16 protein-coding genes are annotated in these 15,474 nt (G+C 69.3%); 13 read left to right on the plus strand and 3 right to left on the minus strand.

Annotation, left to right across the window (positions count from 1 at the left end):
- Nucleotides 1-21 precede the first annotated feature (21 nt).
- Genes ACFV9O_RS28350 through ACFV9O_RS28360 form a run of 3 tightly spaced genes read right to left on the minus strand, consistent with a single transcriptional unit; the run spans nt 22 to nt 2,644 of the window.
- On the minus strand, nt 22-978 hold the full coding sequence (locus ACFV9O_RS28350; protein ID WP_385422638.1) for an ABC transporter substrate-binding protein: 957 nt from the start codon (nt 976-978) through the stop codon (nt 22-24).
- Nucleotides 975-1,511 (minus strand): GNAT family N-acetyltransferase, encoded by a 537-nt coding sequence (locus tag ACFV9O_RS28355; RefSeq protein WP_385422639.1) that lies wholly within the window; start codon nt 1,509-1,511, stop codon nt 975-977. The genes ACFV9O_RS28350 and ACFV9O_RS28355 overlap by 4 nt, the downstream gene beginning before the upstream one ends.
- Nucleotides 1,508-2,644 (minus strand): LLM class flavin-dependent oxidoreductase, encoded by a 1,137-nt coding sequence (locus ACFV9O_RS28360; protein WP_385422641.1) that lies wholly within the window; start codon nt 2,642-2,644, stop codon nt 1,508-1,510. The genes ACFV9O_RS28355 and ACFV9O_RS28360 overlap by 4 nt, the downstream gene beginning before the upstream one ends.
- Nucleotides 2,645-3,332: 688 nt before the next feature.
- Between ACFV9O_RS28360 and ACFV9O_RS28365 the strand changes: the two genes are divergently transcribed.
- The 13 genes from ACFV9O_RS28365 to ACFV9O_RS28425 all read left to right on the plus strand — a co-directional run bounded on the left by ACFV9O_RS28365 (nt 3,333) and on the right by ACFV9O_RS28425 (nt 14,992).
- Nucleotides 3,333-4,367: an amino acid ABC transporter permease gene (locus ACFV9O_RS28365; protein ID WP_385422668.1), complete on the plus strand. Its 1,035-nt coding sequence runs from the start codon at nt 3,333-3,335 to the stop codon at nt 4,365-4,367.
- Between the two features lie 291 nt (nt 4,368-4,658).
- On the plus strand, nt 4,659-5,234 hold the full coding sequence (locus tag ACFV9O_RS28370; RefSeq protein WP_385422643.1) for a winged helix-turn-helix domain-containing protein: 576 nt from the start codon (nt 4,659-4,661) through the stop codon (nt 5,232-5,234).
- Nucleotides 5,235-5,247: 13 nt separating this feature from the next.
- Complete coding sequence (locus ACFV9O_RS28375) at nt 5,248-6,477, plus strand: acyl-CoA dehydrogenase family protein (RefSeq protein ID WP_385422645.1); 1,230 nt, start codon at nt 5,248-5,250, stop codon at nt 6,475-6,477.
- Nucleotides 6,478-6,648: 171 nt separating this feature from the next.
- Nucleotides 6,649-6,738 (plus strand): putative leader peptide, encoded by a 90-nt coding sequence (locus tag ACFV9O_RS28380; protein WP_189888648.1) that lies wholly within the window; start codon nt 6,649-6,651, stop codon nt 6,736-6,738.
- Nucleotides 6,739-6,959: 221 nt separating this feature from the next.
- Nucleotides 6,960-8,003: an ABC transporter substrate-binding protein gene (locus ACFV9O_RS28385; protein ID WP_385422647.1), complete on the plus strand. Its 1,044-nt coding sequence runs from the start codon at nt 6,960-6,962 to the stop codon at nt 8,001-8,003.
- A gap of 4 nt (nt 8,004-8,007) precedes the next feature.
- On the plus strand, nt 8,008-8,856 hold the full coding sequence (locus tag ACFV9O_RS28390) for an ABC transporter ATP-binding protein (protein ID WP_385422649.1): 849 nt from the start codon (nt 8,008-8,010) through the stop codon (nt 8,854-8,856).
- A gap of 224 nt (nt 8,857-9,080) precedes the next feature.
- The gene (locus ACFV9O_RS28395) at nt 9,081-9,803 is read left to right on the plus strand and encodes an ABC transporter permease (protein ID WP_385422651.1); all 723 of its coding nucleotides are present in this window, start codon (nt 9,081-9,083) and stop codon (nt 9,801-9,803) included.
- Between the two features lie 112 nt (nt 9,804-9,915).
- Nucleotides 9,916-11,271 carry an LLM class flavin-dependent oxidoreductase gene (locus ACFV9O_RS28400; RefSeq protein WP_385422653.1) on the plus strand — a complete coding sequence of 452 codons (1,356 nt, stop codon included), beginning with the start codon at nt 9,916-9,918 and terminating at the stop codon, nt 11,269-11,271.
- A complete protein-coding gene (locus tag ACFV9O_RS28405) occupies nt 11,268-12,881 on the plus strand; it encodes an FAD-binding protein (protein WP_385422655.1) in 1,614 nt (537 codons plus the stop codon). Before ACFV9O_RS28400 ends, ACFV9O_RS28405 begins: the two co-directional genes overlap by 4 nt.
- Nucleotides 12,878-13,246: a 4Fe-4S dicluster domain-containing protein gene (locus tag ACFV9O_RS28410; RefSeq protein WP_385422657.1), complete on the plus strand. Its 369-nt coding sequence runs from the start codon at nt 12,878-12,880 to the stop codon at nt 13,244-13,246. The genes ACFV9O_RS28405 and ACFV9O_RS28410 overlap by 4 nt, the downstream gene beginning before the upstream one ends.
- 56 nt (nt 13,247-13,302) lie before the next feature.
- On the plus strand, nt 13,303-14,202 hold the full coding sequence (locus ACFV9O_RS28415; RefSeq protein WP_385422660.1) for a TauD/TfdA dioxygenase family protein: 900 nt from the start codon (nt 13,303-13,305) through the stop codon (nt 14,200-14,202).
- A gap of 92 nt (nt 14,203-14,294) precedes the next feature.
- Nucleotides 14,295-14,753 carry an RrF2 family transcriptional regulator gene (locus ACFV9O_RS28420; RefSeq protein ID WP_385422662.1) on the plus strand — a complete coding sequence of 153 codons (459 nt, stop codon included), beginning with the start codon at nt 14,295-14,297 and terminating at the stop codon, nt 14,751-14,753.
- A gap of 137 nt (nt 14,754-14,890) precedes the next feature.
- Nucleotides 14,891-14,992 (plus strand): putative leader peptide, encoded by a 102-nt coding sequence (locus ACFV9O_RS28425; protein WP_385422670.1) that lies wholly within the window; start codon nt 14,891-14,893, stop codon nt 14,990-14,992.
- Nucleotides 14,993-15,474 lie beyond the last annotated feature (482 nt).

A 15,474-nucleotide genomic window follows, 5' to 3' on the forward strand; every position in this document is an offset into this window, starting at 1 on the left:
CGTGGCGTTCCTGCTTGCTCGTTACGTGTGCTCGGGCGGGTTGATCCGCGACATGTCGATCGCGGAGGCGGAGGTACCCCACTTCTTGAGGATCCGGGCGTACGTGCCGTCCTTGATCAGCTCGTTGACGGCGGCCTGGAACGCCTTGGTGAGCGGGGAGCCCTTCTTGAAGGCGAAGCCGACGTCGAGGCGGTGGAACTCGCCGAGGAAGGTGGTCTGGGAGGCGGGCTGGGCCGCCTGGTAGCGCAGGCCGTTGATGGTCGACATGATCACGTCGATCCGGCCCTGCTGTAGCGCGGTGAGCGTCGCCCCGTTCTCCGAGTAGACCTTCACGTCGTACGGCTCCTTGCCCGCCTTGGCGCACACCCCCTTCTGCGCGGTGAGAGTCGCCTCGAAGGTGGTGCCGGCACCGGTGCCGATGGTCAGCCCGCACAGCTGGGTGAGGTCCGTGACCTTCGTCTTGAGCGCGGTGTTGCCCTCCTTCACCGCGAAGCCCTGGCCGTCGTTGATGTAGGTGACGAAGTCGATGGTCTTCAGGCGTTCGGCGGTGACCCCGAAGTTCCCGGTGCCGAAGTCGTACTTGCCGCTGCCGAGGGCGGGCAGGATCGTCTCGAAGGAGGCGTCCTGCCGCTGCGGCTTGACGCCGAGGACCTTGGCCACCGCGTCGGCGATGTCGATGTCCTGGCCGGCGGGCGGCTTGTCCTGCCCGTTCGGGTAGTAGGCGCCGGGCGGGAATCCGATCGAGCTGCCGACCCGCAGCGTGCCGGACTTGCGGACGTCGGCGGGCAGCAGGGCGGCGACGGAGTCCACCTTGCGTACGGCGACGACCGGGTCGTCGGTCGGCGCGGGGGATGCCTGGGCGCCCGCCGGTGTGGTGCCGGGGGTGTCACCGGAGCCACAGGCGGTCAGCGCCAGTACGGGCAGCAGCGCGATGGTGGCGGCGATGCGCAGACGTGTTCTGATGCCACGGACGCTCACAGGTAGGCTGCCTTTCCTTGGCGTGTTGCTACTGGCAGGTGCTTTTCGAAGGGCAGCGGGCCGATGGTTTCCGGGTCGGCCTCCGTGTCGAACAGCGGGGTGTAGCCGGTGGCCAGGTACAGGCCGCGGGCCTCGGGCTGGCGCGGGCCGGTGGTCAGGTAGATCCGCCGGTAGCCGCGGGCGCTCGCCTCGCGCTCCAGTTCGGCGACGACACGGCGGGCGAGGCCCCGCCGCCGGTGGGCGGAGTGGGTCCAGATCCTCTTCAGTTCGGCCGCGGTCGCGTCGTACCGGCGGAAGGCACCGCCCGCGACCGGCTCACCGCCTTCGAGGAGCAGAAGCAGGACGCCGCCGTACGGGGCAGTGAACTCCTCGTCGGGGTAGCGGGCGAGTTCGGCGTGCGCGTCCTTGCCATAGCGGGACGAGTACTCGTCCCCGAGTTCGCGCAGCAGCGGTCTCACCCGCGGGTCACCCACGGTCACTTGAACGACGGTCAGCTCGACCGAGGACGAGGGCGGCTGCGCCACGGAGGTCATCCGCTCGCCGCCGCGAGGGTCTGCGGGCCGCGTGCCGCCCGCTCGGCGTCGCGCTTGGCGACCTCCTCGCGGACGATCGGGATCACGTACCGGCCGAAGTCGATCGCGTCGCCCAGCAGGTCGTAGCCGCGGGCGGAGAGGATGTCCACGCCGAGGTCGTAGTAGTCGAGAAGCGCCTGGGCCACGGTCTCAGGCGTACCGACCAGGGCGTTGGAGTTGCCCGCACCACCGGTCGCGGCGGCGGTCGGGGTCCACAGGGCGCGGTCGTAGCGCTCCCCCGCCTCGGCAATCGCGATCAGCCGCTGCGAGCCGGTGTTTTGCGGCTGTGCCTGCCCGTTGTGCCGCTTGGTGACGGGCTCGCCGTTGGCCCTACGGGACTTGATGGCCCCTACTGTGCGATGCGCCTTCTCCCAGGCCAGTTCCTCGGTCGGAGCGATGATCGGCCGGAACGCCACCTGGATGCGAGGAACGTCGATGCGGCCCGCGGCCGCCGCCGCGGCCTTCACCGCCTCGATCTGTTCGGCGGTCCTCGCCAAGGGCTCGCCCCAGAGGCAGTAGACGTCGGTCTCCCCTCCCCCGGCCTCGTACGCAGCCGGCGACGAGCCGCCGAAGGAGACGTTCGGGCGCGGCTGCTGGACGGGGAAGACATCGCTGACGAAGTCATGGAAGCGGTAGTGCTCGCCCTCGTGGTCGAAGGGCTCGTGGGTGGTCCAGATCTTCTTGACGATGCTGATGTATTCGCGGGTGCGGGCGTAGCGCTCATCCTTGGTGAGGGTGTCGCCCTCGCGGCCCTGTTCGTGGTCGTTGCCGCCCGTGATGAAGTGCACGGTCAGCCTGCCCTCGCTGATCTGGTCGAGGGTGGCAAAGGTCTTCGCGGCGAAGGTGGGGTAGGAGACGTTGGGCCGGTGGGCGAGCAGGATCTGGAGGCGCTCCAGCCTGCTCGCGATGTACGCGGCGGCCGGCGCGGGATCCGGCGATCCGGATCCGTAGGCGAACAGCACCCGGTCCCAGCCGTGCTCCTCGTGCGCCCGGGCGAGCCGGAGCGTGTACTCCTTGTCAAAGGCGGCGCCGGAGCGCGGGGTGGTTTCGGAGCCGTCATTGGTGGCGGCGATGCCAAGGAACTCCACGGGCATGGGAGATGGCCTTTCTCAAGTCCTCTGGGCCGTGCTGTCGGCAGCACGCGGGCACGGCGGAGCAGCCCTCGGCGCGGTCGGCTGTGACGGCGCTTCAGGGTGCTGGGAACCAGGTGGTGAGCAGGTGTGATGACGCCGGGGGAGGGGCCTCGGGCGAGGTCGGGCGGCGGCAGCGTGTGTCAGGTCTCGCAGGCCCGTCCGTACGTGGGTTCAGCGCGTGCGTACGACGGTGCTGCGAAGGCAGGAACTCGGCCCGCGACGGGGTCACCGAGGGAGGGAAAGGGCCGGTCAGACGGCCCGCTGCCGCGTCAGGCGCAACACGCGGCGGACCACACCCGACCGAAGTCGATGTGGTCACGGGTGACCAGGCGCTGCTCGGCATTCATGCGACTAATTGAGCAGTACATCTCGCTTCTCGTCAACTGCGGCCCGGATGCCGGACCGGCGTTGAGCAGTTCCTGTGCGTGGTTGACACATGCGCGCGGTGCGCCCATACGATCGAGGACGGACCGGCTCCGCCGCGCGCGGCAGCCGTACAGGCCGCGTTGAGGGACGCGGCGAGCGTGATGACGCCGAAACCCAGCCACCGCCCCGTCGCCCGCGCTGCGTGTGCGCGGCATCCACGAACGTGCACTGCCGCGTGGTCACCGCCGACGCCCGCGTCTCCCTCCCCCTGGAGAAGCTCCTGATGGTCTCGCCATCCGACATCACCGTTTCCTCCCGCGTCTCCGCAGCTGCCCCGCTCCCAGGACACCTCAAAGGCTCCAGCAGCCAAGGCCCCGACGACGATCTGCCGCGGATCGTGCCGCGCCGGCGCGTCGGCCGCTGGCTGACCGCTGCCGCCGCGCTGCTGGTCGTCGCGATGGTGGTCAACTCCGTCGTGCGCAACCGCGCCTTCCAGTGGGACGTGGTCGGCCGGTACTTCACCACCGCCGCTGTGCTCGACGGGCTGCTGCTCACCCTGTGGCTGACCGGCGTGGTGATGGTCCTCGGCTTCCTGCTCGGCACCCCGCTGGCCGTGATGCGGCTGTCCGCCAACCCGGCACTGCGTACGCTCAGTTGGGGCTATGTATGGATTTTCCGGTCCACCCCACTGCTGGTGCAGCTGCTTTTCTGGTTCAACATCGGCGCCCTCTACCCGACGCTCGGCCTCGGCATCCCCTTCGGGCCTCAGTTCGTCACCGTCAAGACGGTCAACCTGCTCGGTCCCACCCTCACCGCCGTCATCGGCCTGACCCTGCACGAAGCCGCCTACGCGGCCGAGGTGGTGCGTGGCGGCATCCTCTCCGTCGACTCCGGCCAGACGGAGGCCGCCCAGGCTCTCGGCATCGGCAGGCGGCGAACCCTGCGCCGGATCGTCATCCCGCAGGCGATGCGCTCCATCGTCCCGACCGCGGGGAACATGCTGATCGGCACCCTGAAGGGCACCAGCATCGTCAGCGTGCTGGCCGTGCACGACCTGCTGTACTCGGTGCAACTGGTCTACAACCAGACGTACCAGGTCATCCCGCTGCTGATGGTGGCCACCCTCTGGTACATCGCCGTCACCACTGTGCTCAGCGCGGGGCAGTTCTACGTTGAGCGCTACTACGCGCGTGGCTCTGCCGGCGCCCTGCCGCCCACCCCTCTGCAGAGGCTCAGGGTCCAGCCGGCAGCACTTCGTGCCCGGCTGCAGAGGGCGACCGCACCCGAGGCCCGCCCGGCCGTCGACGGTGACCGGTGAGCCCACCCGTAGTGTTACCTTCCCTACATTTCCCATCGATTTACTAGGGAAACATTGACGGTCTGCCCAGCGGGTGCGCAGGATGATGCACATGTCCCACACGCAGCAACGACTCGTTCGTCGTCGGCATGTCGACTTTGGTCACGTCGTCAGCGCCGCCTGCTGTCGCGTGTAAGGCACGCGGCTCACACGTTGCGCGTGCCGCTCCGCTCCTTCTCCCTCCTCCCAGGTGATCAAGCGCGCCCACCCACTGGGCCTGATGGCCCGACGTACTTCTGAAGGACGACCGCCATGACCACGGCACTCCCGGCCCAGGCCACTCCATCGGATTCCCCACTCCCCGACATGCGCCATCTCCGCCTCGTGGGCGACACCGCTCAGGAAGGCGACGAGGGAAACGGTTCCGCACCCCTCGTCGGCTACCTCGTCCTCGTCCCCGAGGGCACCGACCCCGCCCAGCTCTTCGCCAAGGACGTGACACGGCCGGAGATCCGGCCGGTCGCCTACACGGACTCACCTCCCGTGCAGCAGACGGAAGCGGGAGGCAGTGTCGTCCGGATCGATCCCGCGCGACATGTCGCCGAGGTGGACGGACGCGAACTCGACCTCACCTACCTGGAGTTCGGGCTGCTGGCCCATCTCGTACAGCATCCCCACCAGGTGCATTCGCGCGAGCAGTTGATGGCCGGCATCTGGGGCTACGACCACATCGGCGACGGCCGCACCGTGGATGTCCACATCGCGCGGCTACGCCGCAAGCTGGGCAAGGCTCACCGGCACCAGATCGTCACCGTACGGCGCATGGGCTACAAGTACGTGCCCGACCAGCAAGAAAGCCCCACCACCGCACCTTGCCGCCGACCTTGAGGAGACCACCATCATGGGCGTTGCCACCGCGCCGTCCGGCCCCGTCTCGGAGTCCGACCAGCCCGGGCACGGACGTGCGCACTGGCTGCGCGTGGCCCGCGATACGGCGGACGACCTGGCCACGGACGCGGTGGCCAGGGAGCAGGCGGGCAAGGCCCCGTTCGACGAGGTGTCCCGGCTACGCGAGTCGGGACTGCTGACGCTCCTCATACCGGCCGAGCTCGGGGGAGGCGGCGCGGACTGGCCCACGGCCTACGCCGTCGTCCGGGAAATCGCCGCCGCCGACGGTGCGATCGGTCAACTCCTGGGCTGTCACTACTTCCTGTCGTGGAGCGCCAGGTTCTTCACCGAGCCCTCTCTCGCCGCTCAGGTCGAGCGGCAGTCCGCGGCGGAGCAGTGGTGCTGGGGCGGTGGTTTAGCCCGCCAGGAACCGCCTCTGGCACTGGCCAGGACAGCCGCCGGCTATGTGCTCGACGGTCGGCAGAGCTACGCCACCGGGGTCCTGGTCGCCGACCGCCTCGCCGTGCGGGCCGTACGGCCCGATAACGGCGAACCACTCGCCGTCGTCGTCGATCCCGCCCATCACGGCGTGAGGATCCACGGCGACGCCGACACCTTCGGCCAGCGGCTCGCGGCCGGCGGGAGCGTGGAGTTCGACGGTGTGCCGGTCGCCGCCGACGACGTACTCGGCTCCCTGTCCGTGGATGAGGACGTCCTCTCGCCCCTGGCTGCAATGACATCGCCGGTCGGGCGCCTCCTCTCCGCCCAGCTCCGTCTCGGCATGGCGGAGGGAGTGCTCGCCGAGGCCCGTGAATACAGCAGGGCGGTCCACTCCCCCTGGCACCCCGCCTGGCCGGTCGGTTCCCCCCAGGACCCGCAGGTGCTGACCGCCTACGGAGAGCTCACCGTCCTCACCCGCTCCGCGTCCGCGCTCGCCGATCAGGCACTGGAAGCCGTGCACGGCGGGCTGGGATGCGGTGAAGACCTCAGCTACGACGAGTACGCGGAGATCTCTGTCCTCGTGGCCATGGCCGAAGCCGCAGCCTCCAGGGCTGCGCAGGAGTCCACCGCCCGCGCCCTCGACATCGTCGGCGCCCGCTCCGCGTCCTCGCGGCTGGGCTTCGACCGCTTCTGGCGCAATGCCCGGACCCACACCTTGTACGAGCCCGTCGCTCACCGGCTCCGCGATGTCGGGGACTATTTCCTCAACGGTGCGCACCCTCCGTTCGTCCTGCCCGTCTGACCGTGCGATGCCGCTCGAAATTCCCGGCCGGCTTGGCACCAGCGGCATTCGCCACGCGACCCGACATCCAGGCAATTATGAACGCCATACTTCACCCACATGTCGAGCGGTTCAGAATATGAGATGTCCACGCAGGCTACATTGACTTGGCCGGATTTCGCTGCAACTCTCATGAATGTGAGCAAGTCCGAGAACCTCGCCGCGCGCCTGCACGTCGATCTGCGACGTCAGGCCAGCGCCATCTGTGCCGTCGGCCGCTGAACACGCTGACGCGCGCCGCGCTCCTGCTCCAATTTCACAGTCGGCCACCACGACCGTTGTCGGCGTAGACGACCGATTCCTAGCAGGCGTTCCTGGTGGGTCTCTTTCCCCCTTTGGCGTGCGCCCTTCTTGCGCCCAATTGCCGAGCACCCCTCTCGGTTATGGCTTCTTCATGCCATCGATTCCGCCGCAGTCCCCATTCGTGTGAACAGGACCTTTCCATGGCCACTACGGCATCGACCCGACGCCAGTTCCTCTCCCTGCTCGGTCTTTCTGCGGTGGCCGTGAGCTGCGGCACGACCGCCGGAGCCACTTCCGGCAAGGGCCAGACCAAGACGCTCCGGTACCAGGGCTGGGTGGGTCAGGTGACCTTGCCGGAGTTGGCCGAGGATCTCGGCTATCTGGAGGACGTGAGGCTGAAGTGGGTCGGCAACACCATCAGCGGGCCGCAGGACATCCAGTCCGCGGCCACGGGCCAGGTCGACTTCGGCGGCGCGTTCAACGGCGCGGTCGTCAAACTGGCCGCGAACAACGCCCCCATCAAGGCCGTCATCAGCTACTACGGATCCGACAAGTACGCCTACAACGGCTTCTACGTCCTCGAGGACAGCCCGATCCGCTCGGCCAGGGACCTGATCGGCAAGAAGGTCGGGATGAACACACTCGGAGCCCACTCCGAGGCCATGCTCGACATCTATCTGCAGCGCGGCGGCCTGTCCCGGGCGGAGATCGGCAAAGTCGAGCCACTCGTGATTCCACCGGTCAACACCGAGCAGACGCTGCGGCAGAAGCAGATCGACGTGGCCGTGCTCGGCGGCATTCTGCGCGACAAGGCACTGGCGACTGGGGGCATCCGCCCGCTGTTCACGGACCATCAACTGCTCGGCGCCTTCAGCGCCGGCACGTACGTGATGACGGACCGCTTCCTGAAGCAGAACCCCGACACCGCCCGGATCTTCGTCACCGCCGTGGGGCGGGCCATCGAGTGGTCCCGTTCCACACCGCACGAAGAGGTCATCGCCCGGATGACGGACATCGTGAAGAAGCGCGGCCGCAACGAGGACACAGCACCCCTGAAGTATTGGCGCTCCTACGGCGTCGCCGAGAAGGCGGGCCTGATCACCGGCAAGGAACTCAAGCTGTGGATCGACTGGCTGGCCGACCGCGGTGACATCAAGAAGGGCCAGGTCACGTTGTCGGACCTTTACACCAATGAGTTCAATGGCAACACGAAGTCCTCCCCCGCTGCGAAGAGCGGGAGCTGATCCCATGCCGGAATCCACCACGGAACCCACCACACCCAAGATCGTGTTCGAGGACGTAACGAAGGACTTCACCGTCAAGGACCGGACGAGGGCTCGACGGGCGACCCGGTTCACCGCCCTCGACGGCATCGATCTGGAGATAGCGGCCGGCGAGTTCGTCGTCCTGGTCGGTCCCAGCGGCTGCGGGAAGTCCACGCTGCTGGATCTGCTCGGCGGCCTCACCCAACCCACCGGCGGACGGATCCTGTTGGACGGCAAACCCGTCACCGGCCCGGGCCTGGACCGAGGCATCGTGTTCCAGCAGTACGCGCTGCTGCCGTGGCGGACGGCACAGGGCAATGTCGAGTTCGGCCTGGAGGCCACCGGCGTCCCACGACGTCAACGTGCTGCTCGAGCCAGCAAGTTCCTGGACCTGGTCGGCCTCTTCGGGTTCGAGGACCGCCACCCTCATGAGCTGTCGGGCGGGATGCGGCAGCGGGTGGCGATCGCCCGCAGCCTCGCCTACGACCCCGATGTGCTCCTGATGGACGAGCCGTTCGCCGCGCTGGACGCCCAGACCCGGGAGTCGTTGCAGGACGAACTGGTGCGCATCTGGCAGCGCACCGGCAAGACCGTCGTCTTCATCACGCACGGCATCGACGAGGCCGTCTACCTGGGGCAGCGCGTCGCCGTGATGACGTCCAGGCCGGGCCGTATCAAGCAGATCGTGCCGATCGCCTTCGACTCCCGTACGGGGACGGACGACCTCCGTTCCAGTCCCGAGTTCGCACACCACCGGCACGAGATCTGGTCGCTGCTGCACGACGAGGTGGCCAGGGCCCAGCAGTTGGAGAAGGAAGAGGCTTCCGTATGAGCTCCACAACCGGCACGGCCACCCAGAAGACCACGGCGCTGAGCTCTGTGACGGCCGCCGAGCCCGTCCCGGCCCCTTCCTCTGCTACGTCTGCGGCATCCATGCCACCCGGGGCATCGCCGTTGGACGTGCGCCGAATCGCCCCTACGGCGGTCCGGGTCCGCCGGGCAGCCCGCCGACTGGGGTACCTGCTGGTCAAAGGGGCGACCAAGTCCGTTGCGATCGTGGCTCTGCTGCTGCTGTGGGAGACCGCACCGCGGCTGGGTCTGGTCGACCGGACCTTCCTGCCGCCGTTCAGTGAGGTCGCCGCCGCCTGGTGGGAGCTGGCAGCCGACGGGCAGCTCGCCGACAACACATACGCCAGCCTGGTGCGCTCGTTCAGCGGATTCGGACTGGCCGTAGCCGTCGCCGTACCCCTCGGCCTGCTGATCGGCTGGTACCGGCCGGTCGCCGACCTCCTCGGACCGCTGCTGGAGGTGTTCCGCAACACCGCCGCCCTGGCCCTGCTGCCGGTGTTCGTGCTGCTGCTGGGCATCGGCGAGACCTCAAAGATCTCCATCGTGGTGTACGCATGCACCTGGCCGATCCTGCTCAACACCATCAGCGCGGTCCGCAACGTCGACCCGACCCTGCTGAAGCTGGCGAAGTCGATGAACCTCTCCGCACCCCGGCTGTTCCAGAAGGTCATCCTGCCGGCCTCGGTGCCGGTGATGTTCACCGGCATCCGGCTCGCCGGAGCCGTGTCCATTCTGGTACTGGTCGCCGCCGAGATGATCGGCGCCAAGGCGGGCCTCGGCTACCTGATCAACGCCTCCCAGTACAACTTCGCGATCCCCCAGATGTACGCGGGCATCATCACGATCTCCGCCATCGGCGTGGCCTTCAACCAGTTCCTGGTGACCGTGGAACGGCGGCTCAGCTCCTGGCGCGTACCGGCCGACGGCTGACCCGGCCGCCCGCTCGTCTCACTGCCACCCCGTCCCGTCGCCCCCCCCGCTCGCCTCCTGCCCGATGGTCTCACTGCCCCTGCGTCTCATCGCCCCCGACCCGAGGTACCCCATGACCGCGACCAGCCCCCGACGCCTGCATCTCAACGCCTTCCTGATGAACGCCGGCCACCACGACGCCGCCTGGCGCCATCCCCGTACCCAGCCCGAACGGGTCACCGATCTGCGCTACTTCCAGCAGCTCGCGCAGACCGCCGAGCGCGGTCTGCTCGACTCGGTCTTCCTCGCCGACGGCCTCGCCCTGTGGGGGAAAGTCCGGCACAACGCCCTCGGCGGCTTCGAACCCCTCACCTTGCTGTCCGCCCTGGCGGCGGTCACCGAGCACGTCGGTCTGATCGCCACCGTCTCCATCACGTTCAACGAGCCCTTCCACACCGCCCGCAAGTTCGCCTCCCTGGACCACATCAGCGGGGGCCGGGCCGGCTGGAACATCGTCACCTCCGGCACCGTGAACGAGGCCCGCAACTTCGGCCAGGACGCGCACCTGGAGCACCGGCTGCGCTACGAGCGGGCACGGGAGTTCGTCGAGGTCGCCACCAAGCTGTGGGACAGCTGGGAGGACGACGCGATCCTGCTCGACCGGGAGCGCGGAATCCACGCCGTCACCGACAAGGTGCGGGAGATCAACCACCGCGGGGAGTACTTCGGGGTGCAGGGCCCCCTGAACGTACCGCGCAGCCCGCAGGGATACCCGCTGCTGGTGCAGGCCGGTTCGTCGGAGGACGGCAAGGAGTTCGCCGCCCGGTACGCCGAGGCCGTCTTCACCGCTCAGCAGACCCTCGCCGACGGCCAAGCCTTCTACAAGGACCTCAAGTCCCGGCTGGCCCGCTACGGACGCACCGAGGAACAACTGCTGATACTTCCGGGCATTGCCCCCGTCATCGGCTCGACGGAGGCCGAAGCCCAGGCGCTGGAACAGGAGCTGACGGATCTCCAGGTCCCCGAGTACGGGCTCGCCCAGCTGTCCGGGATGCTCGGCACCGACCTGACCGGGCTGCCGCTGGACGGTCCGCTGCCCGAGCTGCCCGAGGAGCGGGACATCAACGGCAACAAGAGCCGCTTCACGCTCGTCGCCGAACTCGCCCGCCGCGACGGCCTCACCCTGCGCGAGCTCATCGCCCGCCTCGGTGCCGGCCGCGGGCACCGGGTGTTCGCCGGCACCCCGGAACAGATAGCCGACCAGCTCCAGGAGTGGTTCACCGAGGGTGCCGCCGACGGCTTCAACATCATGCCGCCCCATCTGCCCGGCGGCCTGGAGGACTTCGTCGACCACGTCGTGCCGATCCTGCAGCAGCGCGGCCTGTTCCGCACCGAGTACACCGGCCGCACCCTGCGCGAGCACTACGGCCTGGCCCGCCCCGCCAACCGGCTGGCCGCGGCGGCCGCGGCAGCAGGAGGGCCCGCATGACCGGGCTGGACCTCACCACGGACGTCCTGGTGGTCGGCGGCGGTCCCGCAGCCACCTGGGCCGCGCTCAAGGCGGCCCAGGACGGAGCGGACGTCGTCCTCGCCGACAAGGGCTACTGCGGCACCAGCGGCGCCACCGCCTCCGCCGGAACCGGCGTCTGGTACGTCCCGCCGGAGCCCGCAGCACGGGAGGCGGCCATGGCGAGCCGCGAGGCACTGGGTGGATTCCTGGCCGACCGGCGCTGGATGGCGCGGGTGCTGGACCAGACGTACTCCGGGATGAACGAGTTGGCAGCAGCCGGACGCTACCCCTTCCCCACAGGGCCGGACGGAAAGCAGCTCAGGAACGGGCTGCAGGGACCGGAGTACATGCGCAGGATGCGCATCCGCGTCCAGCGGGCCGGGGCCCGTATCCTCGACCACAGCCCGGTCACCGAACTGCTCACCGACCCCTCCGGAGCGGTCGCCGGAGCCAGGGGGCACCGACGTCAGGCCGGGCAGCCGTACCGGGTGCGCGCCGGGGCGGTCGTCCTGGCCACCGGCGGCTGCGCGTTCCTCAGCGGTGCGCTGGGCTGCAATGTCAACACCGGCGACGGAGCGCTGTTCGCCGCCGAGGTGGGCGCGGAGCTGTCCGGGATGGAGTTCTCCAACGCGTACGGCATCGCACCCGAGGGCACCTCCGTCACCAAGACCGCGTTCTACTTTTTCGCGACCTTCTACCGCGAGGACGGCACGGTCCTGGAGGGAGCGGCCAGCCAGGGCGGCCGTTCCGTGATCGCGCGTGCGCTGCTCAGCGAGAAGGTGTACTGCCGCCTCGACCGGGCGGACGCGGCGGCCCGCGAGGCGATGCGGCTGGCCCAGCCCAACTTCTTCCTCACCTTCGACCGGCTCGGTATCGACCCCTTCACCCAGCGCTTCGCCGTCACGCTCCTCGCCGAGGGCACCGTGCGCGGCACCGGCGGCATCCGTATCGCCGGAGACGACTGCTCCACCACCGTCCCCGGACTGTACGCGGCCGGGGACGCGGCGACCCGTGAGCTGATCTGTGGCGGCTTCACGGGCGGCGGCAGCCACAACGCCGCCTGGGCCATCTCCTCCGGCACCTGGGCCGGCCGGGGCGCGGCCCGCCACGCCCGCTCGCTCGGCATCCGCGCCGACACGAGGCGCCTGGTGGCCGCGGGCGGCGCCGGGCTCCGGCCCACCGGGACACTCGGTCCGGCCGACGGCTTCCGCCAGGTCGTCACCGCGGTCCAGGGTGAAGTGCTGCCGTACGAGAAGAACTACCTGCGTCGTGGCGACCGGCTCGCCGCCTCGTTGGAGGTGCTCGACAGCGTCTGGGCGGAGTCGCGCGCCTCCCTGCACGCCGCGGGCGGGGACACCGTACGGGCCCGGCAGGCGGCGGCGATGGCGGCGCACGCCCGCTGGATGTACGCCTCGGCGCTGGCCCGCACCGAGACCCGCGGCATGGCCAAGCGGCTCGACTTCCCGACACAGGACCCCCGGCAGCACCACCGCATCGTCACGGGTGGCCTCGACCGGGTGTGGACCCGCACCGAGCCCCTGACGACGGCCCCGCCGGTATCAGCCGCACCACCGGAGGTGGCCTCATGATCGAACTGGTCTCGGCAGAACGCTGCATCACCTGCGACAAGTGCATCAAGGTCTGCCCGACCAACGTCTTCGACCGGGGCGGGGACGGCATCCCCGTGCTCGCCCGCCGCGACGACTGCCAGACCTGCTTCCAGTGCGAGGCGAACTGCCCGGCCGACGCACTGTACGTCGCGCCCCTGGCCCACCCGCTGCCCGACGACTCCACCGCCCGCGACGAGGAGCACCTGGACCGTACCGGCCTGCTCGGCAGCTACCGCCGGCACATCGGCTGGGGACGAGGCCGCACACCCGGCGCGCTGAGGGCCGTCGGCCCTCCCCTCGACCCACCGGGGGCCAAGGGAGCCTCACTGCCCATCACCTCCTGACGACCTCCCGACCGATCACATCCCCGCTGATCACCTCCTGAAAGGAACACCCGCACATGACCACCAGCACCGGCTTCGACATCCGCAGGATCGGCGGCCGTATCGGCGCCGAGATCCTCGGCGTGGATCTCTCCACCGACCTCGACCCCGCCGTCGTCACCGAGATCAACTCCGCGCTCCTGGAACACAAGGCACTCGTCTTCCGCGACCAGAACCTCGACGACGCGGACCAACTCCGCTTCGCCTCCCTCTTCGGCGAACTCACCACCGCGCACCCCACGGTCCCCTCCGTCGACGGGCAGCCCCAGATCCTGCCCGTAGACGGCGACGAGGGCATCCGCGCCAACCACTGGCACACCGACGTCACCTTCGTCCGCACACCCCCGAAGGCGTCCACGCTGCGCAGCATCGTGATCCCGCCCTACGGCGGCAGCACCCTCATCGCCAACGCGGCCGCCGCCTACCGGGACCTGCCCGAGCCGCTGCGCGAGCTGGCGGACAAGCTGTGGGCAGTCCACACGAACGACTACGACTACGCCGCCCCGAAGAGTGAGAAGGCGGCCGAGCACCACAGGCGGTTCGTGTCCCGGAAGTACCGCACCGCCCACCCGGTCGTCCGCGTCCACCCCGAGACCGGGGAGCGCGGGCTGTTCATCGGCGGCTTCGCCCAGAGCATCGTCGGCCTCGGCCCCTCCGACTCCCGGGACCTGCTGCGCATCTTCCAGTCGTACGTCACCCGCCCGGAGAACATCGTGCGGGTGGCCTGGACGCCGGGCGACCTCGTCCTGTTCGACAACCGCATCACCCAGCACTACGCCCCCGACGACTACGGCGACCTGCCGCGACTGCTGCACCGGGTGACTGTCGCGGGCGACGTCCCCGCCGGGGTCGACGGCACTCTCAGCCACGTCGTCGAGGGCGACGACGCCGCCCACTACACCCCCACCGCGGCCTGAGCCCCGCGGCCCGCCGGGCAGGGACACCTGCACCCTGCCCGGCGGGCCACCCTCAGCGGATGCCAAAGGAAGCCTTGCGGGATAATGGGCGCATGCGGATCTCAGCCAGGGCGGACTACGCGGTACGTGCCGCGCTGCAGCTCGCCGCGTCACGGGATGAGGGGCCACTGAAGGCCGAGGCCATCGCCGACGCCCAGGACATTCCGCACAAGTTTCTCGAAAGCATCCTTAACGACATGCGCCGGGGCGGTCTCGTACTCAGCCAGCGCGGCGGCAACGGCGGCTACCGGCTGGCCAGGCCCGCCGAGTCCATCAGCATCGCGGACGTCATACGCGTCGTGGACGGACCGCTGGTCTCGGTGCGCGGCGTCCGCCCCCCGGACCTTTCCTACGCCGGCCCCGCCCAGTCGCTGCTCCCCCTGTGGATCGCGTTGCGGTCCAACGTGCGCGAGATCCTCGAGGGCGTGTCCCTCGCCGACGTCGCATCGGCCGAACTGCCCGCCGACGTATCCGCACTGACCGACGCCCCCGGCGCCTGGACGAACCCCTGATCCGCCGCGCCACCAGCGTGATCTCACACTGCGAGATACAACCGTCCACCATACGGTCTCCCTCTTGGGGCGACTTCCAGCCTCTGGCAATATCCCTACCAGCCAGGTGGGAAAACTAGGGATTCTGTGAGGTGGCCGTGCGAACGCTGAACCACGCAGGCCGTTTGCTTCCCCTGCTGACCTCCCGCCGGCACATCGATCTGGGCCGTACGTCCAGTGCCATCTGTCAGCCCGTCTGACGCCGTCCACAGGACCTGGCTCCACACGCAGAGCGCCGCTGTGCTCCTTGCCACCCCGCCTTCCGTCGGCCGGGCGGGCCCCCTTCGGCTGACCACGCCGCTCCGCTTCCCCATGTCCGCATGTCTTCGGGCGCGGCGTGGCACTTTGCGGCGGCTCGACATCCACCTCCGCATCCCCGCGGATGCGACACGTATCCGCTTCTCAGCCTGCGACGGCGATCCCGTCGCCGACGGCCGGGGAGCAGGTGCAGTGCGTCCCGACGGCTTTGCGTCGCGTATTTCCGCACCTCCCTGAACACCCATACCGTGAAAGGACACCTCCGTGTCTGCCGCAAGACCGCTCACCACCCTGCGCGCCATCGCCGTCATAACGGCGCTTCCCCTCCTGCTCACCGCCTGCGGCTACGGTTCCACGGCCGACGACGACAAGAAGACCGAGGTGGCCGCCAAGGGCGAGAAGCTCTCCGCCGAGAACGTCCGCA

Source organism: Streptomyces sp. NPDC059909, from assembly GCF_042730885.1.
Taxonomy (GTDB): domain Bacteria; phylum Actinomycetota; class Actinomycetes; order Streptomycetales; family Streptomycetaceae; genus Streptomyces.

Excerpts from the sequence above, each read along its gene's own strand:
- ACFV9O_RS28360 (WP_385422641.1), bottom strand. The coding sequence starts at position 2,644 with ATGCCCGTGGAGTTCCTTGGCATCGCCGCCACCAATGACGGCTCCGAA.
- ACFV9O_RS28415 (WP_385422660.1), top strand. The coding sequence starts at position 13,303 with ATGACCACCAGCACCGGCTTCGACATCCGCAGGATCGGCGGCCGTATC.
- ACFV9O_RS28365 (WP_385422668.1), top strand. The coding sequence starts at position 3,333 with ATGGTCTCGCCATCCGACATCACCGTTTCCTCCCGCGTCTCCGCAGCT.
- ACFV9O_RS28385 (WP_385422647.1), top strand. The coding sequence starts at position 6,960 with ATGGCCACTACGGCATCGACCCGACGCCAGTTCCTCTCCCTGCTCGGT.
- ACFV9O_RS28375 (WP_385422645.1), top strand. The coding sequence starts at position 5,248 with ATGGGCGTTGCCACCGCGCCGTCCGGCCCCGTCTCGGAGTCCGACCAG.
- ACFV9O_RS28405 (WP_385422655.1), top strand. The coding sequence starts at position 11,268 with ATGACCGGGCTGGACCTCACCACGGACGTCCTGGTGGTCGGCGGCGGT.
- ACFV9O_RS28380 (WP_189888648.1), top strand. The coding sequence starts at position 6,649 with ATGAATGTGAGCAAGTCCGAGAACCTCGCCGCGCGCCTGCACGTCGAT.
- ACFV9O_RS28400 (WP_385422653.1), top strand. The coding sequence starts at position 9,916 with ATGACCGCGACCAGCCCCCGACGCCTGCATCTCAACGCCTTCCTGATG.
- ACFV9O_RS28410 (WP_385422657.1), top strand. The coding sequence starts at position 12,878 with ATGATCGAACTGGTCTCGGCAGAACGCTGCATCACCTGCGACAAGTGC.
- ACFV9O_RS28390 (WP_385422649.1), top strand. The coding sequence starts at position 8,008 with ATGCCGGAATCCACCACGGAACCCACCACACCCAAGATCGTGTTCGAG.
- ACFV9O_RS28420 (WP_385422662.1), top strand. The coding sequence starts at position 14,295 with ATGCGGATCTCAGCCAGGGCGGACTACGCGGTACGTGCCGCGCTGCAG.
- ACFV9O_RS28355 (WP_385422639.1), bottom strand. The coding sequence starts at position 1,511 with ATGACCTCCGTGGCGCAGCCGCCCTCGTCCTCGGTCGAGCTGACCGTC.
- ACFV9O_RS28370 (WP_385422643.1), top strand. The coding sequence starts at position 4,659 with ATGACCACGGCACTCCCGGCCCAGGCCACTCCATCGGATTCCCCACTC.